We start from the raw sequence: 21,266 nt of genomic DNA on the forward strand, positions 1-21,266 counted from the left end.
CTGGAATCCCTAATGTCCTCACTCATCTACCTTCAGGGTTATCCTGCTCCCCTTCTTGAACAGGTGCAGACCCTGATTACCCATCAGCGCTTAGGCGCGTTTCTGCAGGAACGCTATCCCGATACCCACGATGTCGTGAGCGATAAGGCGCTGTATGACTACACCCAGGCGCTGAAAAACCGCTTTATGCGCAACGCGCCGCCGATCAGTAAGGTGGTGTGGGACAACAAAATTAAAGTGATGAAGCATGCGCTGGGGCTGCATACCGCTATCTCGCGCGTGCAGGGCGGCAAACTGCGGGCAAAAGCGGAAATCCGTATCTCCACCTTTTTCCGCCTCGCGCCGGAGCCTTTTCTGCGCATGATCGTGGTGCATGAGCTGGCTCACCTGAAAGAGAAAGATCACGATAAAGCGTTTTACCAGCTCTGCTGCCATATGGAGCCGGATTACCACCAGCTCGAATTTGATGCGCGGCTCTGGATGACCGACCAGGCGATGCGCGGCAACGCGGCTTAAAGAAACTCCTGCGCTTTCTGGATCAGACTGGTTTTGGTCAGCGCGCCCTCAAAATGGCGCTCAGCGGGGTTGTTCAGCACCGGCAACCGCTCCAGCGTGACGGCGGCAAAGGCTTCCCACCCTTCACGCATGCTCTGGTTCTGATAGATCACCGGGAAATCCTGATCCATCACGCACTGCACCGGCGAGTCGAGGGTGATCTCCTGCGCCAGCACCCGGCGTGAAATCTCATGAATGGAGACCACGCCGAGGAAAGCCCCCTCAGCGTTGATCACATAGACGTAGCGTTCGCGCTTCAGTGAACTGACCGCCAGCGCCTGCCCCACCGACGCTTCCGGCTGCAACGCCGCGCCGGGAATAATCAGCTCGGCAATGCGCATGTTATCGAAATCATATTTCGCTTCTGAACGGGTGAAGTGATGGCTTACTACCGGGTAGGTGCTGGCCGATTGCAGCCGATAGACCACCATGGAGGCCAGCACCGTGGCGATCATCAGCGGAAACAGCAGGCTGCTGTTGAGGGTCATCTCCAGCACCATCAGCATCGCCATCAGCGGGGCCTGGCTGACCGCCGCCAGCACCGCCGCCATGCCAATAGCGGCATAGAGCAGCACATTACCGAGCGGCAGATGCAGCATCGCCCCCAGCGTCGCCAGGATCACGCCGAGCAGCGCGCCAATCAGCAGTGACGGCGTAAACAGCCCGCCGACCGCATTCGAGCCCACCGAGAGGCTGGTGGCAACGGTTTTCAGCAGCAGCAGAAGCAGCAGGCCCGGCAGCAGATAGTGGCCCGCCATTACCTTCACAATCACTTCGTAGCCGTTACCGAGGATATCGGTTGAGAGCAGTGCCAGTAAGCCCACGGCCAGTCCGCCTGCACCGAGGCGCAGCGGCAGGGAGGCGACCCGGCTGAACAGCGCTTTACTGCGGGCAATGCACTTAATCAGCAGCCAGCCCGCCAGCCCGGCGCACAAACCAATCAGCACCGTCATCAGCAGGCTGCTGAGATCCATGGCAAAGTTCGCCTCCGCCAGCGGGTAGAGCACGCTGCGAAAGCCCAGCGTCCACATGGTCATCACCGCCGTGGCAGAGGCGATAATCAGCGGGATCAGCCGCTGCAGGGCGGAGATGCCAAAGGCGATTTCGGCGACGAATATCGCCGAAGCCAGCGGCGCATGGTAGACCGATGAGAGCCCCGCCGCCGCCGCCATCGCCACCACGTCACTGTTTTTCAGGTTAAGCGAGGCGGGCAGCAGGCGGCCAATCGCGCTGCCGCACAGCGCCGAAAGCTGCACCATCGGCCCCTCTTTCCCTATCGACGCGCCGCTGCCGATACTGGCGATGGAGGACAAGGCGCGGAACAGTGAGGTTCGGGTCGGCACCGCATCGAGCCGGGCGTTGATCACCTCAAGATAGTCGGTTTTCACCGTCTGCTGCTGCTCAATGGCGACCGCATAACGCAGAAAAAAGCCCGCCAGCACACCACCAGCCCCCACCAGCAGCGGCCAGAAAATCCACGGCCAGAGCGGCAGTAACCCGCTAATCTCCCCGCTGCGGGCAAACAGCAGATGGTTGATCAGTTCAATCACGCCGCGAAAAGCCAGCGTCACCAGCGATGCGGCACATCCGACCGGAATGGCGATCAGCAGTGTGGTCCAGTTTAATGCGTGCTTACTTGCTTTCACCTGCGCTCCCTGGTTGGTGCCTGACATTCATCGCTCCCGCATAGTATTGGAATCGGGATCGCAGGATCAATCCCTGCCCGCCCCTCCCCATTGCACCGCGCCGGAGAGATGTTACTCTGCCGCTTTACCGCTGCCGGAGAGAAAACGTGATTCGTTTTGCCATTGTGGGAACAAACTGGATAACACGCCAGTTTATTGATGCCGCGCATGAAACCGGCGGGATGCAACTCTGTGCGGTCTATTCGCGCAGTCAGCAGCAGGCGGACGCCTTTATCGCCGACTATCCCTGCCAGGCAACCTTTACCTCGCTGGAGGCCCTGGCCGCCAGCCCGGCGATCGATGCGGTCTATCTTGCCAGCCCTAACGCCCTGCACTGCCAGCAGGCACTGCTGTTTATGTCGCACGGCAAGCATGTCATCTGTGAAAAGCCGCTGGCTTCCAATCTGGCCGAGGCGGAGCAGATGATCGCCTGCGCCCGGGAACATCAGGTGGTGCTGTTTGAGGCGTTCAAAACGGCCAGCCTGCCCAATTTCCTGCATTTAAAAGCAGCGCTGCCCGCCGTGGGGCGGATGCGGAAAGCCCTGCTGAGTTACTGTCAGTATTCATCGCGCTACCCGCGCTATCTCAACGGCGAAAATCCCAACACCTTTGATCCGCGCTGGTCGAACGGCTCGATCATGGATATCGGTTATTACTGCCTGGCCTCGGCGGTGGCACTGTGGGGCGCGCCGCAGCGGGTGCAGGCCAGCGCCACCCTGCTTGAGAGCGGCGTGGACGGGCATGGGGTGGTGGTGCTCGACTACGGCGATTTCGACGTGACGATTCTGCACTCGAAAGTCAGTGACTCCAGCCTGCCCAGCGAGATTCAGGGAGAAGCCGGATCGCTGCTTATTGAGAAGTTATCAGAGTGTCAGCAGCTGACCTTTATGCCCCGCGGCGGAGAAAAGCAGGTGCTAAGTCAGCCGCAGCATAGCAATACGATGCGTTATGAAGCGGCCGAATTTGCCCGGCTGGTGGCGCAGCGTCAGGTGGCGCATCCCGGGCTTGCGATCTCACGCACCACGGCGGCACTGCTGACTGAAATCCGTCGGCAGACCGGTGTTATCTTCCCGGCCGACCGGAGGGTTGTGTAAATATTTCTAAATATGTCTGCGAGCTGTTGCTTCCTGGGCGGTGAAACCGTAACGTAGCTTTCTGCAAAGGGGAGTAACTTGTAATCTGATTGATCGTCACTACGTTGCGCAAGCATCCGGTCGTCAGGCAACCCGGAATCAATTTCTGTGTTGTAAGTGAGACCTTGCCGGAAGGCGAGGTTTGCTTACACAAAAATAAGCGGCTGATGTCTTCTGACTTCAGCCGTTTTTTTTATTTTTCAGACAGGATACGAATATGCAAACTGTGGGGACACCTTTACTCTGGGGCAGCTTTGCGGTTGTGGTGCTTATCATGCTGGCTATCGACCTGCTGTTGCAGGGACGCCGCGGCGCGCAGACCATGTCTTTTAAACAGGCGGCGATCTGGTCGCTGATCTGGGTTTCCGTCTCACTGCTGTTCAGCGCCGCTTTCTGGTGGTATCTGGAAGGCAGCGCAGGACGCGAAGTGGCTAACACCCAGACACTCGCCTTCCTGACCGGTTACGTGCTGGAAAAAGCACTGGCGGTGGATAACGTCTTTGTCTGGCTGATGCTCTTCAGCTACTTCTCTATTCCGGCCAACCTGCAGCGTCGCGTGCTGATCTACGGGGTATTAGGCGCTATCGTGCTGCGTACCATCATGATTTTCGCCGGTAGCTGGCTGGTGACCCAGTTCAGCTGGATCCTCTATGTGTTCGGTGCCTTCCTGCTGTTTACCGGGGTGAAAATGGCGCTGGCGAAAGAGGATGATGGCGCAGTAGGCGACAAGCCGGTGGTGCGCTGGCTGCGTAAGCATCTGCGCATGACGGACGATCTCGACGGTGAGAAGTTCTTTACCCGCAAAAACGGCGTGCTGTTTGCGACACCGCTGCTGCTGGTGCTGATCATGGTGGAGCTGAGCGACGTGATCTTTGCGGTCGACAGTATTCCGGCGATCTTCGCCGTCACCACCGACCCGTTCATCGTCCTGACCTCCAACCTGTTTGCCATTCTGGGTCTGCGTGCCATGTACTTCCTGCTGGCGAACGTGGCAGAGCGCTTCTCGATGCTGAAGTATGGCCTGGCGATTGTGCTGGTGTTCATCGGCTTTAAGATGCTGATTGTCGACCTCTACCACATCCCGGTCGGCATCTCGCTGAGTGTGGTCGGTGTCATTCTGGCATCAACCCTGCTGATTAATGCCTGGGTTAACCGCAAAAGAGACCAGAAAAAGCTCGCACCATAATTACCTGCGGGGGCAGCGGATGCCCCTGTTTTATTTTGTGGCAGCCTGCCGCGCCATTTCATCCCTCTGTCACACTTCCACTATTCAGCATAATAAAAATCTGACGCGCTCCACAGCGGCAGAACTTTCTCTTTTCTCGTCCGATCTTTTCCTTATACTCCGCCGGGCAAACCGTTTTAGCCGATGCAAAACATCGCGCCTGAAACTACATTCGCGACAAAATATAGAAACTATTATGCAGAAAACTCTCTCCGCACGTCTGGGTACGCTGCTCGCCGGTAGCCTGGTGAAGCAAATCATGATTGGGCTGGTCGCCGGTGTCGCGCTCGCCTGGATCTCACACGATGCCGCGTTAGCGGTCGGCCTGCTGGGCGAACTGTTTGTCAGTGCGCTGAAAGCGGTGGCCCCCTTACTGGTTCTGGTGCTGGTCATCGCCTCGATTGCGAACCACCAGCAGGGCCAGAAAACCAACATCCGGCCGATTATCATGCTCTACCTGCTGAGCACCTTTTTCGCGGCAGTGGTCGCGGTGCTGTTCAGCCATCTGATCCCGCAGACGCTGACGCTGGCGGTCGGGAGTACCGAAATTGTTCCCCCTTCCGGCATCACGGAAGTCCTGCACGGGCTGCTGATGAGCATGGTGTCGAATCCGATCACCGCGCTGATGCAGGCGAACTATATCGGTATTCTGGTGTGGGCGATTGGTCTGGGTCTGGCGTTCCGTCACAGCAGTGACACCACCCGCGCCTTTCTTAATGACGCGTCCGAAGCCGTGACCTGGCTGGTGCGCTGCGTCATCCGCTGTGCGCCTGTCGGTATTTTCGGTCTGGTGGCGTCAATTCTGGCCTCCACCGGCTTTGGTGCGCTGTGGCAGTATGCGCATCTGCTGGCGCTGCTGCTGGGCTGTATGGTGCTGATGGCACTGGTGGTTAACCCGCTGCTGGTGTTCTGGAAGATCCGCCGTAACCCTTATCCGCTGGTCTTCACCTGCCTGCGCGAAAGTGGCGTCACCGCCTTCTTTACCCGCAGTTCTGCCGCCAACATTCCGGTGAATATGGCGCTGGCGAAACGTCTGAAGCTGGATGAGGATACCTATTCGGTGTCGATTCCGCTGGGCGCGACCATCAGTATGGCGGGCGCGTCAATCACCATTACCGTGCTGACGCTGGCGGCGGTCCATACGCTGGGGATCAGCATTGATGTGCCGACTGCCATTCTGCTGAGTCTGGTGGCCTCCCTCTGTGCCTGTGGCGCATCGGGTGTGGCGGGCGGTTCGCTGCTGCTCATCCCGGTGGCCTGCAACATGTTTGGTATTCCGAATGACCTGGCAATGCAGGTGGTGGCGGTCGGCTTTATTATCGGCGTCCTGCAGGATTCGGCAGAAACCGCGCTGAACTCGTCAACGGATATTCTGTTTACCGCCGCTGTCTGTCAGGCAGAAGCGGAGCGCGAAACCAGCCGGGCTTAATCTTTCAGATAGCTCAGCAGTTCAAAGAGTGGGTGGCAGAGTCCGAAGAGCAAAGCGTCCCGCGCCAGGGAAGGCGCGGGCCGAGCGAGCAGGGATGCTTTAAGCGACTTTGCGATCGGACTCTGCCACCCGCGAAGGGCACCGAATCAACAGACGGTAATGACGACCTCAGGGTCGTCATTTTTGACGGCAAATTATAACGTCACCCCGCTTTTGAAAATCGCCAGCTCGCGGAAGTCGTTCTTTTCGTTGTTGGTGGGCTGACCGCTGGCAATCGCCACGATGGTATCGACAAAATCTTCCAGCATCGCCTCCATGCTCATTCCCTCAATCAGCCGTCCGGCATTAAAGTCGATCCAGTGCGGTTTTTTCTCCGCCAGCGGCGTATTCGTCGCCAGCTTCACCGTAGGTACAAACCCCCCATAGGGCGTGCCGCGTCCGGTACTGAACAGCACCATGTGGCATCCGGCACCCGCCAGGGCGCTGGTGGCGACCGCATCGTTGCCCGGTGCACTCAGCAGATTCAGCCCCGGTGTGGTTAACCGCTCGCCATATTTCAGGACATCGACCACCTGGCTCTGCCCCGCTTTCTGGGTGCACCCCAGCGACTTCTCCTCCAGCGTAGTAATGCCACCCGCCTTGTTGCCCGGCGAGGGATTCTCATAGATCGGCTGCTGGTGATCGATAAAGTACTGCTTGAAGTCGTTGATCATCGCGACCGTTTTATGGAAGGTCTCCTCGTCGCGACAGCGGCTCATCAGAATCCGCTCCGCGCCAAACATCTCCGGCACCTCGGTCAGCACGGTGGTGCCGCCGTTGGCGATCATCTGGTCGGAGAAACGTCCCAGCAGCGGGTTGGCCGTGATGCCGGAGAAGCCGTCCGAGCCGCCACACTCCAGCCCGAACTTCAGCTCGCTGAGCCTGCCCGGTTCACGCCGGTCATGACGCATCTTCTGATAGAGTGCATGCAGACGTTCCAGTCCGGCTTCCACCTCATCGTCATGCTGCTGACACACCATAAATTCCACCCGGTCACTTTCAAAAGCACCGAGGGTGTCACGGAAGACATCGACCTGATTGTTCTCACACCCCAGACCAATCACCAGCACCGCGCCCGCGTTGGGATGCCGCACCATGTTTTGCAGCATGGTGCGGGTGTTGTCGTGATCCTGCCCCAGCTGCGAGCAGCCAAAGGTGTGGCTGAACAGGAACGCGCCATCAATATCTTCCGCCTGCTGCGTCTCCTGCAGGAAACGCTGCAGGATCTGACGCGCAATGCCGTTGACGCAGCCGACGGTGGGCAGGATCCACAGCTCGTTGCGGATGCCGACCTCGCCACTGGCGCGCCGGTAGATCTGCACCTCGCGATCGCCACGCTGCGGCGGCAGCGTCACGACGTCGGGCTGATAAGCATAGTGGTCCAGATCGCTGAGATTGGTGCGGGCATTCTGAGAATGGATCAGCTCTCCGGCCGCCACCGCCTGCGTGGCATGGCCAATCGGCAGGCCATATTTGATCACTGGCTCATTCTGCCCGACAGGCTGCAGGGCAAATTTATGCCCGCGCCCGACGGCCTGTTGCAGCACCACACGCTGTGGTGGCAGCTCAACCGTCGCGCCCGCGGCCAAGTCCCGTAACGCCACGGCGACATTGTCGCGGGGATCGATTTTAATTGCGTCTTGCATCGCGTGACCTCAGTTGACTCAGCGCCTCACGAACGCCGTGGACGGTAATGTTTTGCAGGTGCCGGGTAATCGTCTCAGCCAGCCCGGGCTGACGGGTTAAATCTTCGCCCCAGTGCTGCGCATCGCTGAGCACGTTCTCCACCAGCTGCTGCAGCGACATCGCCCCGCTCTCCTGCCCCTGCCAGGCATCGGCATAGCGCTGTAACCAGTGAGGATCATCCTGCAGCGGCCACGCTTTTCCGGCCAGCTCGCCGCGATAAAAGGCGATCAGCGCCGCCAGCGCAAAGGTAATGTGCACCGGCCACTGCCCGGTTTGCTGATGTGCGGTAAGCAGTGGCGTCAGCAGGCGGGTGCGGAATTTGGTCATGCCGTTCAGGGCAATCGACAGCAGCGCATGGCGAATAAAGGGATTACGGAAACGGCGCAGGACCGCATCGGCAAAGGCATGGAGCTCCGCAGCAGGCAGATCCAGCGTTGGGATGACATCCTCGCGCAGTAACGACGCCACAAACCCGGCAATAGCCGGATCGGCCATCGCCTCGCCCACGCTCTCCAGACCGGCCAGAAACGCCACCGGCACCATCGCGGTATGGGCACCATTCAGGATCGCCACCTTCTGCGCTTTATAGGGCGCGATGTTGTCCACATGCCGCACCTGCGGCGACAGCGCCTCCAGCTTCAGCTCACTGAACAGCGCCGACGGCCCCTGAATCACAAACTGGTAGTAGACTTCGCCCGCCACCAGATAGCGATCTTCATAGCCCAGCTCGCTTTGCAGCTGCTCACTCTCCGCCGGGAACCCGGTGACGATGCGGTCGACGAGGGTGTTATAGAAAGCGCAGTGCTGATGCACCCAGCTTTTAAATTCGGTCGGCAGATGCCAGTGATCGGCGTAGCGCAGCACCTGCTCACGCAGGGTGTCGCCGTTGTGGTCAATCAGCTCGCACGGCACCACCAGCCAGCCGCGGTCGCTGGCCCCACTGAAGTGGGAGTAGCGCGCCCACAGCAACTGCGTCAGTTTACCCGGGAAGCTGCTGGCGGGCTGGTCGGCGAGTTGATCCGCCTCCGCAAAGGCGATACCCGCCTCGGTGGTGTTCGAGAAAACCATGCGCAGGTCAGGATTTTGCGCCAGCGCCATAAAGTCGCCGAACTGCTGATAAGGGTGGATCTCACGGTTCAGACTGCGGATGAGACGGGTTTCACTGACCGGCTCGCCCTGCGCGTTCAGCCCGCGAATCAGCGTGGTGTAGAGTCCCTCCTGCTGATTCAGCGTATCGCTGACGTCCCGGTTGCGAGGCCGCACCACCACGATCCCGGCATCGGTGCCCTGATGCTCGTTCAGCCAGTCGATCTGCCAGTCGATAAAGGCGCGCAGGAAATTGCCTTCGCCAAACTGGATCACCCGGTCGCGATAGCGCGCACCCGGAAAGTCGCGGCGGTTCAGCCTCTGCATCATCAGGCTCCCAGCTCAATGCCGAAGTAGTCGCGGGCGTTGTTAAAGCAGATGTTCTGCACCATCTGCCCTAACAGGGCTTCATCGCCCGGCGCCTCACCCTGCTCTACCCAGCGACCGATCATCTGACACAGCAGGCGGCGGAAATATTCGTGGCGGGTGTAGGAGAGGAAGCTGCGGCTGTCGGTCAGCATCCCGACAAAGCGACTCAGCAGTCCGATCTGCGACAGCTGGGTCAGCTGGCGCTGCATGCCATCCAGCTGGTCGTTGAACCACCAGGCGGAGCCGAACTGCATTTTGCCCGCCTCTCCTTCGCCCTGGAAGTTGCCCGCCATCGTAGCCAGCACTTCGTTGTCGCGCGGGTTCAGGCAGTAAAGAATGGTTTTCGGCAGCGCGTTATTGAGGTTCTGTGCGCCCAGCAGGCGTGCCAGCGGTTCGGCCAGCGGCTGATCGTTGATCGAGTCAAAGCCGACGTCCGGCCCCAGCAGCTGATACTGACGCGGGTTCGTGTTGCGCAGCGCGCCAATGTGATACTGCTGCACCCAGCCGCGACGGGCATATTCGCTGCCCAGCCAGACCAGCACTGCGGTTTTGAACTGGGCCGTCTCGTGTGGCGTGGGCGTGGTGCCGCTGCGGCGGCGCGCCAGAATGTTATCCAGCGTGACGTCATCGGCGTCGGCATAACAGACCACATCCAGTGCGTGATCGGACACCTTACAGCCGTGCGCCGCAAAGTGATCCAGCCGCTGATGCAGCGCCCGGCGCAGGTCATCAAAACGCTGCACGCTGATGTCGGTCAGCTGCTCCAGCGCACCGATCCACGGCAGGAAGGTTTCGGCTTCAATGTTAAAGGCTTTGTCCGGCCGCCAGCTCGGCAGTACCTTCACGCTGAAGCTGGCATCTTCTGCCAGGGCGCGATGATGGCGCAGGTCATCCAGCGGATCGTCCGTGGTGCCGACCATTTTCACCTTCATCTGCTGCATGATGCCACGCGCGGTAAAGGCGTCCTGCGCCAGCAGCTCGTTGCAGCGATGCCAGATGCTGTCGGCGGTTTTTTCAGACAGCAGGGTATCGGTGATGCCGAAAGGACGACGTAGCTCCAGGTGCGTCCAGTGATAGAGCGGATTGCCGATGGTGTGCGGTACGGTCCGTGCCCACGCATCAAACTTCTCGCGATCGCTGGCGTTCCCGGTACAGAACGCCTCAGCCACACCGTTGGCGCGCATCGCCCGCCACTTGTAGTGATCGCCCTTCAGCCAGATGTCATAAAGGTTGGCAAAGCGATAATTTTCGGCAATCTGCTGCGGCGGTAAGTGGCAGTGATAGTCGAAAATCGGCTGATCCTTCGCATAGTCGTGGTAGAGACGACGGGCGAATTCACTATCCAGTAAAAAATCCTCGGTCATAAAACGCGACATAGAGACATCCTCATCAGCTGAACCACGTATGGCTCAAAGTTATCATACCAATTCTGGTCCGTGACGGAATTATTTGCGATCCTGCTCACATAAACCGCGGCCACTCACCACCTTCATGGACATTTCTGTCGCCCACAGCGCGCTAAATGACTGTCATCTGTCAGGTTTCCAGTATCCCACAGCGCAGAAAGGGTTTTTGTGATGGCTCTCAACTTTTAAAGTTGTATAACAAGTTAGGCTCTGGCCCCATCGTGAGGTCGCAGGCGACCCACACATGGCAGGGTAAAAACGGGGTTGCTGACACAGAACCTGCGGGCGTGAGCCGAGCAGTATCACGTGCTGTCCCGCTCCAGATAACAACAGCGGCATGACCGCATACAGAACTGGAAGAGGTAGAGGATGCGTAAGATCAAAGGGTTACGCTGGTACATGATTGGGCTGGTGACGCTCGGCACGGTACTGGGCTATCTGACCCGCAACACGATTGCGGTGGCGGCACCGACACTACAGACCGAGCTGCATATCACCACGCAACAGTACTCCTATATCGTGGCGGCCTACTCGGCCTGCTACACACTGATGCAGCCGGTGGCAGGCTATGTGCTCGATCTGCTCGGCACCAAAATTGGCTATGCGGTGTTTGCCGTGCTGTGGGCGATCTTCTGCGCGGCCACGGCGATGGCGGGCAGCTGGGGCGGCTTTGCTCTGGCGCGCGGCGCCGTCGGGGCGGCTGAGGCCGCGATGATCCCGGCGGGCCTGAAGGCGAGCAGCGAATGGTTTCCGGCCAAAGAGCGTTCGGTGGCGGTCGGCTACTTCAACGTCGGCTCCTCCATCGGCGCGATGCTGGCTCCGCCGCTGGTGGTCTGGGCCATCATGGCGCACAGCTGGCAGATGGCCTTTATCATCACCGGCGTGCTGAGCATGGTCTGGGCGCTGTGCTGGCTGCTGTTTTATAAACACCCGAAACAGCAGAAGAAACTGAGTGAGGAGGAGCGCCATTACATTATCTCCGGTCAGGAGGCGCAGCATCAGACCGGCAACACCCGCAAAATGTCGGCGCTGGAGATTATCCGCAACCGCCAGTTCTGGGGGATTGCCCTGCCACGTTTTCTGGCCGAACCGGCGTGGGGCACCTTTAACGCCTGGATCCCGCTGTTTATGTTCAAGGTTTACGGTTTTAACCTCAAAGAGATTGCGATGTTCGCCTGGATGCCGATGCTGTTTGCGGACTTCGGCTGCATTCTGGGTGGCTACCTGCCGCCGCTGTTCCAGCGCTGGTTTGGCGTCAACCTGATCGTCTCCCGCAAGCTGGTGGTGACGATGGGCGCGGTCCTGATGATTGCGCCTGGCACCATCGGCCTGTTCACCAGCCCCTATGTCGCCATCGCGCTGCTCTGTGTGGGCGGGTTTGCTCATCAGGCGCTTTCCGGTGCGCTGATCACCCTCTCCTCTGACGTTTTTGGCCGCAATGAGGTTGCCACGGCCAATGGCCTGACCGGCATGGCAGCCTGGACCGCCAGTACGATGTTTGCGCTGGTGGTCGGCGCACTGGCTGATACGCTGGGCTTCAGCCCGCTGTTTGCCGCGCTGGCGGTGTTCGACCTGCTGGGTGCGGTGGTGATCTGGACCGTACTGAAAAACAAACCGGTTGCCGAACTGAGCGCTGAGGCCGCCCTGCCGCCTGCGAATGCCGTTCGCAGCTAACCCACCGGGCTGGCATACGCCAGCCCATTTCCTCCCGCCGCCTGAAGTGGTATAACAACTTATCTGTTTTGCTATCAGGACTGTGCCATGGACCTCACCGAATCCCGTCGACTCTACCAGAAGCTGGCCAGCGAGCTGAAAAGCCGTATTGAAACCGGGATCTACCCGGTCGGTGACAAGCTGCCCGCTGAACGTCTGATTGCCGAAGAGATGGAAGTGAGCCGCACCGTGGTGCGCGAAGCGATCATCATGCTGGAAGTGGAAGGCTATGTGGAGGTCCGTAAAGGGTCGGGCATCCACGTCATTGCCAGCCAGCAGCAGAATCGCATCGCGCCGACCAGCAGCCAGCTGGAGTTCGCGACGTTCGGTCCGTTTGAACTGCTGCAGGCACGTCAGCTGATTGAGAGTAACGTGGCGGAGTTTGCCGCCACGCAGGTGACGCGACAGGACATCATCGACCTGATGGCGATTCAGGAGAATGCCCGTAAGGAAGATCACTTCCGCGATTCAGAGTGGGATATGCAGTTTCATGTCCGCATCGCCCAGTCCACGCAGAACAGCGCGTTAGCCGCCATCGTTGAAAAAATGTGGCTGCATCGTCAGCACAATCCCTACTGGCTGAAACTTCACGAACACATCGACCAGCGCAGCATTCTCAGCTGGTGCGACGACCACGATCAGATCCTCAAAGCCCTGATGCGTAAAGATCCCGCCGCCAGCAAACTGGCGATGTGGCAACATCTGGAAAATACTAAACAGATGCTGTTTAACGCGACGGCGGATGATTTTGAATTTAATGTCGACCGATACATGTTCGGTGAGAATCCGGTCATCCTTCCTGACGGCTCCAGCCACGCCCGCTAAACAGCCTGAACGCGCCGGTGAGGGTCAGTTAATCTGCAATAGTGTCAGGTCATGTAAAGCTCCTTTTTACACGCCGTTTCACAAGGTAAAACTCCTGTTCGTCAGCGAGTTTTCCTGTCTCAGACAGGTGATTTTTGTTACAGTTATCGCCCTTTTATTACCCTTTGAGACAGGGGGTTATAAAATCGCTGATTTAACAATCAATTCTGGAAGGATCCGGAAAATCCCGCCCAGGCTGCGCTCCTAAAATTTATAACGACATGCCGGTCTGCGTTTAAGTCCCTGTGGGACATGTTTAACAATGATGTTCAGGAATGATTGATGGATATTCTGCAAGCGTTGCTGCATGCCCTGTGGCAACAGGATTACGAGACCCTTTCCGACCCCACGCTGGTATGGGCCATTTACGGCGTGCTGTTCATGATTCTGTTTCTGGAAAATGGCCTGCTTCCTGCCGCGTTTCTGCCGGGTGACAGTCTGCTGATTCTGGTCGGCGTGCTGATTGCCAAAGGCACCATGAGTTTCCCCTTAACGATTCTGGTTTTAACCACCGGGGCCAGTCTGGGCTGCTGGGTGAGCTATATCCAGGGTCGCTGGCTCGGCAATACCCCCACGGTACAGAAATGGCTCTCCCATCTGCCCGCCCAGTACCACCTGCGCGCGCACAGCCTGTTTCACCGCCACGGCCTCTCTGCCCTGCTGATTGGCCGCTTTATCGCCTTTGTGCGCACCCTGCTGCCTACCATCGCCGGCCTGTCCGGTCTGAGCAACGCCCGCTTTCAGTTTTTCAACTGGGTCAGCGCGCTGCTCTGGGTGGTGATTCTGACCGTTATCGGCTTTGCTCTGGGTAAAACACCGATTTTCCGGCGCTATGAAGATGAGATGATGTTCTTCCTGATGATGCTGCCGCTGGCGCTGCTGGTCTTCGGGCTGGTAGGTTCACTGGTCGTTTTATGGCGTAAACGTCAGGCGAATCAGAACGGGAAAGCCGAGTGATGAAAGCGTTGCAGGCGATTCCAAAACGGTGGATGCCGTGGTTGATGGCGGGCGCGCTGGCGCTGATCGCGCTTTGCGTGGTTCCCGCCCTGATGCAGCACGAGACGGTGGTGCAGATCCGGGTTTCCCATGCGGGCGCGACTCTGCCCGATGGCTTTTATCTCTATCAGCAGCTCAGCGCGCAGGGTATCCGTATTAAAAGCATTACCCCGGCGGGCGATGCACTGATTATTCACTTTGACAGCGAAGAACAGAGTCTGGCGGCACAAAAGGTGTTACGCCGCCTGCTGCCACAGGGCTTTATCGTGGCGCAGCACGATCACGCTCAGCATCTTTCCCTGGCCTGATACGCCCCGTCCCTGCTTTTCAGGCCGTCGCGGCATCGCGTGGCGGCCTGACAGCCTCTCTATCTCCCGGTCTTCTTTGAACTTTTTACGTTGCGTGTCTATGCTTAACGGAGAGACGATTCTCAGCATCCGCGATCCACATCTGATCCCGCTGCTGAACAATCAGGTCGCAAAGGAAGGTACCCAAACGGATGAAATATCACCTATTACTGGGCGTCGCCCTCTTTTCGCTGTCTGGCTCACTGCTGGCCGCCGAATCGCTGTGCGAGCAGAAAGAGCAGGACATTAAGCACGAAATTGAGATGGCGCAGAAGCATAACAATCTGCGCCGGGTCAACGGCCTTGAGCGGGCGCTGACCGAAGTCCAGGCGGACTGCAGCGACAAAAAGCTGGAAGCCGCCCATCTGGAAAGAATTAATGCGCAGAAGCAGAAAGTGGCTGAGCGCGAGCACGAACTCAGGGAAGAGCGTGATGAGGGCCACGACAGGGAGAAGATTGCGAAGCGACAACAAAAACTGGATGAAGCGCGCCGGGAGCTGAAAAAGTTACAGGCGGAGCCCTATTAATCGGAATTAATCTACTGATGTTAAAGGAGTATTTTATGTCTAAAGACACATCATCGGAACATCTGCGTGCTGAACTGAAAAATCTGGCTGATACCCTGGAAGAGGTGCTGAGCAGCAGCACTGAAAAATCGAAAGGGGAGCTGGATAAGCTTCGTAATAAAGCGCGTGTGGCGCTGGACAGCTCACGTGAGCGCCTGGGTGAATCAGGCGAACGCCTTGCGGCGACAACCCGTGAAGCGGCGCAGAAGGCGGAAGGCTACGTGCGTGAAAATCCCTGGCATGGTGTGGGTATCGGTGCAGCGATTGGCGTCGCACTGGGCATGCTCATTTCGCGTCGCTGATTATGGCTGATTCACAGCAGAACCACGGCCCGGCTAAAGGGGTCATTAACATCGGCCAGCGTATTGTCACCACGCTGGTTGGCATGGTCGAGACGCGCGTTCGTCTGGCAGTGGTGGAACTGGAGCATGAGAAAGCCAACCTGATACAGCTGCTGTTGATGGTGGGCCTGACGATGCTGTTCACGGCCTTTGGTCTGATGAGCCTGATGGTGCTGATTATCTGGGCAGTGGATGCGCAGTATCGCCTGATGGCCATCGGGATCACCACCGGCACTCTGTTCCTGCTGGCGGTTATCTTCGGACTCTGGACCCTTCACAAATCCCGTCAGTCCACGCTGTTACGCCACACGCGTAAAGAGCTGGAGACTGACCGTAATTTGCTTGAGGAGCAGCGCTGATGAGCCGCCGCGAGCGTGAAGAACGCATCCATGAACTGCTTAAGCACGTGCAGCAGCAGCGGCTGGATTTAAGCGCGGCGCGGCGCGACTGGCTGGAAAGTACCGCCCAGTACGATCGTGGCTGGTTCACGTTCCTGAGCTTACGTCGCTATCTGGCGATTGGCAGCAGTGCGCTGGCCGTCTACTCGATTCGCAGTCCCAACCGGCTGCTGCGCTGGGCCAAGCGAGGATTTGGTGCCTGGAGTACCTGGCGCATGATTAAGTCCGCCCTGCCCCCGCGTTAACTCTCTGAAAAGCCGGTCCTGAAAAGACCGGCTTTCTTCATCAGTTTTTCTGAAAAACACTGACAGTTTTTCCTGCTTACAACCTTTTCACGCCGCGATTATCATCTCCAGCTATCAACCCAATGAAAAGCATCACTGCTTTCAGCGGGCACAAACCCTGCGGGCAGCCTGCCCTGCACTACTGATAACGCTGGAGTAAATGATGAAAAAATTCGAAGATACTGGTCTGTTGCTGGCTCGCATCCTGATGCCAATCCTGTTCATTACCGCGGGCTGGGGCAAAATCACCGGTTATGCAGGCACCCAGCAATATATGGAAGCGATGGGCGTGCCCGGCTTTATGCTGCCGCTGGTTATCCTGCTGGAGTTTGGCGGCGGTCTGGCTATCCTGTTTGGTTTCCTGACCCGTTTTACCGCGCTGTTCACTGCCGGCTTCACCATCCTGACCGCGTTCCTGTTTCACAGTAACTTTGCCGAAGGCGTGAACCAGCTGATGTTCATGAAGAATCTCTCTATCGCCGGGGGTTTCCTGGTGCTGGGTCTGGTGGGTCCGGGCGCATACAGCATTGATCGCCTGATCAGCAAAAGAAAACCGCAGGCGATTGCGCACTAATCTCACATAACGTGTAATGCCACATATACTTAGCAGGGCGGGGACATTTCCCCGCCCTGTTTGCTTTGGAGCCATTATGGGACAGTTAATTGACGGTGTCTGGCATGACACCTGGTACGACACCAAATCGACCGGCGGACGCTTTAAGCGCTCAGAGTCCGCCTTCCGCAACTGGGTGACCGCCGATGGCAGCGCAGGCCCGACAGGCAAAGCGGGGTTTACCGCCGAACGCGACCGCTATCATCTCTATGTCTCGCTGGCCTGCCCCTGGGCGCACCGCACGCTGCTGATGCGTCAGCTGAAGGGGCTGGATAACCTGATCGACGTCTCGGTGGTGCATCCACTGATGCTGGAGAATGGCTGGACGTTTGACGATACGTTCCCGGAGGCAACCGGCGACAAACTCTATCAGAATGACTTCCTCTATCAGCTCTATCTGCACGCCGATCCGCACTACAGCGGTCGCGTCACGGTGCCGGTGCTGTGGGACAAGCAGCAGAACACCATCGTCAGCAACGAGTCTGCCGATATCATTCGCATGTTCAACAGTGCGTTTGATGCGGTGGGTGCGCGCGCCGGGGATTACTACCCGATTGCCCTGCGTGAGAAGATTGATGAGCTGAACGGCTGGATCTACGACACGGTGAACAACGGCGTCTACAAAGCGGGGTTTGCGACCTCACAGAGCGCCTATGACGAGGCCGTCACCGCCCTGTTCCACTCGCTGTCGCGCCTGGAGCAGATTCTGGGCCAGCATCGCTATCTGACCGGCGATCAGCTGACCGAAGCGGATCTGCGGTTGTGGACCACGCTGGTGCGTTTTGATCCGGTTTATGTCACGCATTTCAAATGCGATCGTCACCGGATTGGTGACTTCCGGAATCTCAGCGGTTTCCTGCGCGACATCTATCAGATGCCGGGCATCGCGGAGACGGTCAGTCTGCCGCATATTCGTCATCACTACTACTGCAGCCATAAAACCATCAACCCGCACGGCGTTATCTCTCTCGGCCCGGCGTTTGACTGGGATGAGCCGCACGGTCGCGATTAAGCGGCATCAGCCCCACGCCGTGGCGCGGGGCTGAGTCTCACCCCGGCGGCGTCCCGCGCCCTCAGCGAAACCCCACCAGAATGTTGTTCACCGCGCTGAAGATCTCATTCATCTGATCCTGAAACAGGGTCGGAAGGTTATACATCATCAGCAGCAGCGCCCCCAATCCCAGGGTGATGGAGATGGGGAAGCCAATAACAAAGATAGAGAGTTGCGGTGTCAGGCGGTCAAGTAAGCCCAGCGTCAGGTTCAGCGCCAGCAGCAACGTCACCACCGGCATCCCAATCTGCAATCCACTGCTGAAGATCAGGCCCGCAGCCTCGGGTAACCGATAAAAACTGCTGCGGGTCAGCGTCGCCCCGCTGATCGGCAGCAGCGTATAGCTGTCGGCCAGCATCTTAATCAGATAGAGGTGACCGTTACCGGCGAGGAACAGCAGCACCGCCAGAACGTTCAGAATGCGTGCCAGCACCGGCATACTCTGATTGCCGGAGGGATCAAAAAAGGCCGCAAACGACAGCCCCATCTGCATACCCACCACCTCACCGGCAAACCGCAGCGCAGCAAAAATAAACTGTACCGTCAGGCCGATTGCCGAACCAATCAGCAGCTCTCTGATCGTTACCCACAATCCGGTCACGGACATCAGCACCACGCGGTTTTCGGGCAGAGTCGGTGCCAGCAGAAAGGCGATCAGCACCGCCAGCCCCACCCTGACTTTTTTCGGCGCCGCTTTTTCGCTGAAAACCGGTGCCGTGCTGAACAGGGCCAGGGTACGGATCAGCGGCCAGAAGGCATGGCTGATCAGCATGTTCAGGTCTGGCAGCAGATTCTGCATCGTCTAACGGATGACGAAAGCGACATGGGTGAAGACCGACTGCATATAATTCATCAGCGTCTCCAGCATCCAGGGGCCAGCGACGATACTCACTACAACCACGGTCAGCACCTTGGGAATAAAAGAGAGGGTGGATTCGTTAATCTGCGTCGACGCCTGCAGGATACTTATAATCAGCCCGGTAAACATCGCGCCCAGCAGCAGCGGCGCGGCGATCAGCAGGGCGACCCTGATTGACTGATATCCCAGCGTCATTTTAGTAAGACGTCGACGCTGGCCGTTAAGTCAGGTTCAACCTCTAAAAAATGTCGTTTTTAATCAAATGATTGTTGAAATATAACTCAAAATGTACTCCTCGTGTATCTCAAAGTGAGTGAGCTACCACAACACATAATGAGTTCAAAGAACCCTTATTTATCAGCAAAAACTATGAGTTAAGGCGAGGAAGTTGATTGGGCTTTATTTGAGATAAAAAGAGAAGATTCTGAGGTGATTTTGACCTGTCAATTATTAAGCGGTTTTTACTTTCTAACACTACATATCGAGGCTTAAAAGTAATAGGGGCCATAGCCCCCATCGCTACTTTTTGAGATCACCAGTGCATTGATATTCAACGGTAACGGTAGTTTCCATACAACCGGAAGAAGAAGGCTGTGAACACTGGGAGGTAAACCCGCCAAATGCTTCTGCTCCATTGTATCCCCAAGCAGAGCAACGAGCTTTTGCAGCTGCCATACCCTGCTGTGGATCGATAACAGGCTTCTCAAACATACCGTAGCTATAGCTCATACGGACTGTTCCATCTGATTTACTGCCCCCAGTAGGGACCATTTGTTTTTTTGCGGCACATCCAGATAACACGATTAAAGACAAAGCTATAATTGCGTATTTTTTGCTCATCATCACATTCCTTGAAACAAAATGAATTACCAGGACACATTTACACTCTAAAGGATTGCTTATCTTAAACGAAGATTACAAAATGTATAAGAATTTTCTCATTTATATATGTAATTTAATTTTATTTTGTATAACAACAGCATAGGATGATTCATTATGTCGATTAGCGATCACGATTACGTGAATTTTTCAGAAGATCATGAAATGAATTATCACGCTCGTAAAGTCAGTAAGCGTGAAACTGAAAAAAATAGAAGCACCTTAAGAACTATGGGGACGGAACTCAAAGCGCAACTAGGCAAATCTAGGGTTACACACAGTGAATTTCATCCGTATGTAAGCCGTAATAAGTCTCGATTGGAATGAATTCAAATTGGCGGGATTAAGCTTTTCCCGCCCCCTCTCCAGCCTTTACAGCTCGCACTGCCACAAGCTACTTTGACTACCATTCTCCCCAAATTTCATCTATTGCCTCCTGATGTGGTTCGTTTAGGCACCAACTATGCTTTTTACATTTTCTTGATTGGACGTATGAGTATCGAACTATTAGAAAAAGGGCTGAGCCCAATTTTTCATCCCTCCCCTGTTTTAAAAATCCAAGCGTCTCAAATATCTGAGTAGCATTGACTAAAACTAAACTTATCATTGAGTAGGAATATCACGCGGCATAAGTGATTTATGCGCAGTTTGGGACTGATTCAGTAAAACATTATGTTTTTATGCAGCAGACATAATCGCATCTTCCATACCTCGGATATCGTACTTATGGGACAGATTTTCGATAAAACAAGCTTCAGTAGCTAATGGTTCACCATTGAAGATATGCTCTTGTCAGTGATTTAAGAATTGATGGGTCAGAAGTTGCATCACCTCAGGATCAGGCAAAGATAAGGCTGAGCCATTTCGTATTGATTTTGTTCTGGTTAAGGGAAGATTTTCTACCTAGGCACATATATCAGCGGCCTGTTCAATCATAAAACTGTCGAGATCTTGCTGGGTAAGTTTTTTTCATTGCCATTATCAATCTCTTAAGAGAATGCTCAGTAATGTTGCCATCCTTTAACTGCTCCAGTTATGAGCTATTCGAGCTAGAAGGCTTTTACAACGGCGAGGACTATCTGTACCAAGTGAACATCGGAAGAAGCGATTATTGAAACGATAATAAAGGTAGTAGATGCCGTTGCGACGCAACATATGAGGAATATTAACAATTAGGTTGCTGTGTCCCAATTTGTATCCCAAAATCTGCGATAACCAATCTACATACAATAAATTATTGTTTTTGAAGAAGTCGAAGCTGACCGTTAAGCCGCGTTCCTTTCATGAAAAGCGTCGTGGACAGTCATTCATCACCAGAAAGCAAAAACCCCGCCGGAGCGGGGTTTTTTTAGTAAGAAGTCGAAGCTGACCGTTAAGCCGGGTTCTGTCGTGGACAGTCATTCATCTAGGCCAGCAATCGCTCACTGGCTCAAGCAGCCTACCCGGGTTCAGTACGGGCCGTACCTTGTGAACCCCTATTTGGCCTTGCTCCGGGTGGAGTTTACCGTGCCACGAACTGTTGCCAGTCGCGCGGTGCGCTCTTACCGCACCCTTTCACCCTTACCTGATCCCATTTCTGGGCCATCGGCGGTTTGCTCTCTGTTGCACTGGTCGTAGGCTTGCGCCTCCCAGGCGTTACCTGGCACCCTGCCCTATGGAGCCCGGACTTTCCTCCCCTCTGCCCGTCTCCCCACAAGTGAGGACGACGACAAAGCGGCGACTGTCTGGTCAGCTTCGGCGCG

The 21,266-nt window shown here is 56.5% G+C and carries 21 protein-coding genes and 1 other RNA gene; 14 read left to right on the forward strand and 8 right to left on the reverse strand.

Annotation, left to right across the window (positions count from 1 at the left end):
* Positions 1-12: 12 nt before the first annotated feature.
* Complete coding sequence (locus OXR04_RS12075) at positions 13-516, forward strand: M48 family metallopeptidase (protein ID WP_009087337.1); 504 nt, start codon at positions 13-15, stop codon at positions 514-516.
* Here OXR04_RS12075 and OXR04_RS12080 read toward each other — a convergent pair.
* Complete coding sequence (locus OXR04_RS12080; protein ID WP_267370125.1) at positions 513-2,201, reverse strand: chloride channel protein; 1,689 nt, start codon at positions 2,199-2,201, stop codon at positions 513-515. The genes OXR04_RS12075 and OXR04_RS12080 overlap by 4 nt on opposite strands.
* Before the next feature lie 146 nt (positions 2,202-2,347).
* Here OXR04_RS12080 and OXR04_RS12085 point away from each other — a divergent pair, with 146 nt between their 5' ends.
* The 3 genes from OXR04_RS12085 to sstT all read left to right on the forward strand — a co-directional run bounded on the left by OXR04_RS12085 (position 2,348) and on the right by sstT (position 6,027).
* Positions 2,348-3,334 carry a Gfo/Idh/MocA family oxidoreductase gene (locus OXR04_RS12085; RefSeq protein ID WP_267369903.1) on the forward strand — a complete coding sequence of 329 codons (987 nt, stop codon included), beginning with the start codon at positions 2,348-2,350 and terminating at the stop codon, positions 3,332-3,334.
* Between the two features lie 256 nt (positions 3,335-3,590).
* A complete protein-coding gene (locus OXR04_RS12090; RefSeq protein ID WP_046102583.1) occupies positions 3,591-4,559 on the forward strand; it encodes a TerC family protein in 969 nt (322 codons plus the stop codon).
* Positions 4,560-4,794: 235 nt separating this feature from the next.
* On the forward strand, positions 4,795-6,027 hold the full coding sequence (gene sstT, locus OXR04_RS12095; protein ID WP_111208118.1) for a serine/threonine transporter SstT: 1,233 nt from the start codon (positions 4,795-4,797) through the stop codon (positions 6,025-6,027).
* 194 nt (positions 6,028-6,221) lie between these two features.
* On the opposite strand, the gene OXR04_RS12100 is transcribed toward sstT, so the two are convergent.
* Genes OXR04_RS12100 through uxaC form a run of 3 tightly spaced genes read right to left on the reverse strand, consistent with a single transcriptional unit; the run spans position 6,222 to position 10,583 of the window.
* Positions 6,222-7,712 (reverse strand): altronate dehydratase family protein, encoded by a 1,491-nt coding sequence (locus OXR04_RS12100; protein WP_267369902.1) that lies wholly within the window; start codon positions 7,710-7,712, stop codon positions 6,222-6,224.
* Positions 7,696-9,165, reverse strand: a complete 1,470-nt coding sequence (locus OXR04_RS12105) for a tagaturonate reductase (RefSeq protein ID WP_267370123.1) — start codon at positions 9,163-9,165, stop codon at positions 7,696-7,698. The genes OXR04_RS12100 and OXR04_RS12105 overlap by 17 nt, the downstream gene beginning before the upstream one ends.
* A 2-nt stretch (positions 9,166-9,167) precedes the next feature.
* Positions 9,168-10,583: a glucuronate isomerase gene (gene uxaC, locus OXR04_RS12110; RefSeq protein WP_009087351.1), complete on the reverse strand. Its 1,416-nt coding sequence runs from the start codon at positions 10,581-10,583 to the stop codon at positions 9,168-9,170.
* 399 nt (positions 10,584-10,982) lie between these two features.
* On the opposite strand from uxaC, the gene OXR04_RS12115 reads away from it, so the two are divergent.
* From OXR04_RS12115 to OXR04_RS12160, 10 genes are all read left to right on the forward strand, one after another.
* On the forward strand, positions 10,983-12,287 hold the full coding sequence (locus OXR04_RS12115) for an MFS transporter (RefSeq protein ID WP_111208115.1): 1,305 nt from the start codon (positions 10,983-10,985) through the stop codon (positions 12,285-12,287).
* A gap of 87 nt (positions 12,288-12,374) precedes the next feature.
* Positions 12,375-13,151: a transcriptional regulator ExuR gene (gene exuR, locus OXR04_RS12120; protein ID WP_009087356.1), complete on the forward strand. Its 777-nt coding sequence runs from the start codon at positions 12,375-12,377 to the stop codon at positions 13,149-13,151.
* Positions 13,152-13,472: 321 nt separating this feature from the next.
* Positions 13,473-14,147: a DedA family protein gene (locus tag OXR04_RS12125; protein WP_009087358.1), complete on the forward strand. Its 675-nt coding sequence runs from the start codon at positions 13,473-13,475 to the stop codon at positions 14,145-14,147.
* Positions 14,147-14,494, forward strand: a complete 348-nt coding sequence (gene mzrA, locus OXR04_RS12130) for an EnvZ/OmpR regulon moderator MzrA (protein ID WP_009087359.1) — start codon at positions 14,147-14,149, stop codon at positions 14,492-14,494. Before OXR04_RS12125 ends, mzrA begins: the two co-directional genes overlap by 1 nt.
* A 191-nt stretch (positions 14,495-14,685) precedes the next feature.
* On the forward strand, positions 14,686-15,060 hold the full coding sequence (locus OXR04_RS12135; protein ID WP_009087362.1) for a DUF1090 domain-containing protein: 375 nt from the start codon (positions 14,686-14,688) through the stop codon (positions 15,058-15,060).
* A gap of 35 nt (positions 15,061-15,095) precedes the next feature.
* Positions 15,096-15,401 carry a YqjD family protein gene (locus tag OXR04_RS12140; RefSeq protein WP_009087364.1) on the forward strand — a complete coding sequence of 102 codons (306 nt, stop codon included), beginning with the start codon at positions 15,096-15,098 and terminating at the stop codon, positions 15,399-15,401.
* A gap of 2 nt (positions 15,402-15,403) precedes the next feature.
* A complete protein-coding gene (locus OXR04_RS12145; RefSeq protein ID WP_009087366.1) occupies positions 15,404-15,799 on the forward strand; it encodes a phage holin family protein in 396 nt (131 codons plus the stop codon).
* Positions 15,799-16,083 (forward strand): YqjK-like family protein, encoded by a 285-nt coding sequence (locus OXR04_RS12150; protein ID WP_009087368.1) that lies wholly within the window; start codon positions 15,799-15,801, stop codon positions 16,081-16,083. Before OXR04_RS12145 ends, OXR04_RS12150 begins: the two co-directional genes overlap by 1 nt.
* Positions 16,084-16,285: 202 nt before the next feature.
* Positions 16,286-16,696, forward strand: coding sequence for a DoxX family protein (locus OXR04_RS12155; RefSeq protein ID WP_009087370.1), 411 nt, complete (start codon positions 16,286-16,288; stop codon positions 16,694-16,696).
* 76 nt (positions 16,697-16,772) lie between these two features.
* On the forward strand, positions 16,773-17,747 hold the full coding sequence (locus OXR04_RS12160) for a glutathione S-transferase family protein (RefSeq protein ID WP_267369901.1): 975 nt from the start codon (positions 16,773-16,775) through the stop codon (positions 17,745-17,747).
* Between the two features lie 61 nt (positions 17,748-17,808).
* Here the strand turns inward: OXR04_RS12160 and fliR are convergent, their stop codons facing one another.
* The 4 genes from fliR to rnpB all read right to left on the reverse strand — a co-directional run bounded on the left by fliR (position 17,809) and on the right by rnpB (position 21,260).
* Entirely contained in the window at positions 17,809-18,585 is a 777-nt protein-coding gene (gene fliR / locus OXR04_RS12165; protein ID WP_267369900.1) for a flagellar biosynthetic protein FliR, read from the reverse strand.
* Positions 18,586-18,588: 3 nt separating this feature from the next.
* On the reverse strand, positions 18,589-18,840 hold the full coding sequence (fliQ, locus tag OXR04_RS12170) for a flagellar biosynthesis protein FliQ (protein WP_267369899.1): 252 nt from the start codon (positions 18,838-18,840) through the stop codon (positions 18,589-18,591).
* A gap of 324 nt (positions 18,841-19,164) precedes the next feature.
* Positions 19,165-19,488, reverse strand: a complete 324-nt coding sequence (gene yecR / locus OXR04_RS12175; RefSeq protein ID WP_267369898.1) for a YecR family lipoprotein — start codon at positions 19,486-19,488, stop codon at positions 19,165-19,167.
* A gap of 1,393 nt (positions 19,489-20,881) precedes the next feature.
* Positions 20,882-21,260, reverse strand: an RNA gene (gene rnpB / locus OXR04_RS12180) — RNase P RNA component class A.
* Positions 21,261-21,266: the final 6 nt, after the last annotated feature.

This window comes from Pantoea sp. GM_Pan_3 (assembly GCF_026541045.1).
Lineage (GTDB): Bacteria > Pseudomonadota > Gammaproteobacteria > Enterobacterales > Enterobacteriaceae > Pantoea > Pantoea anthophila.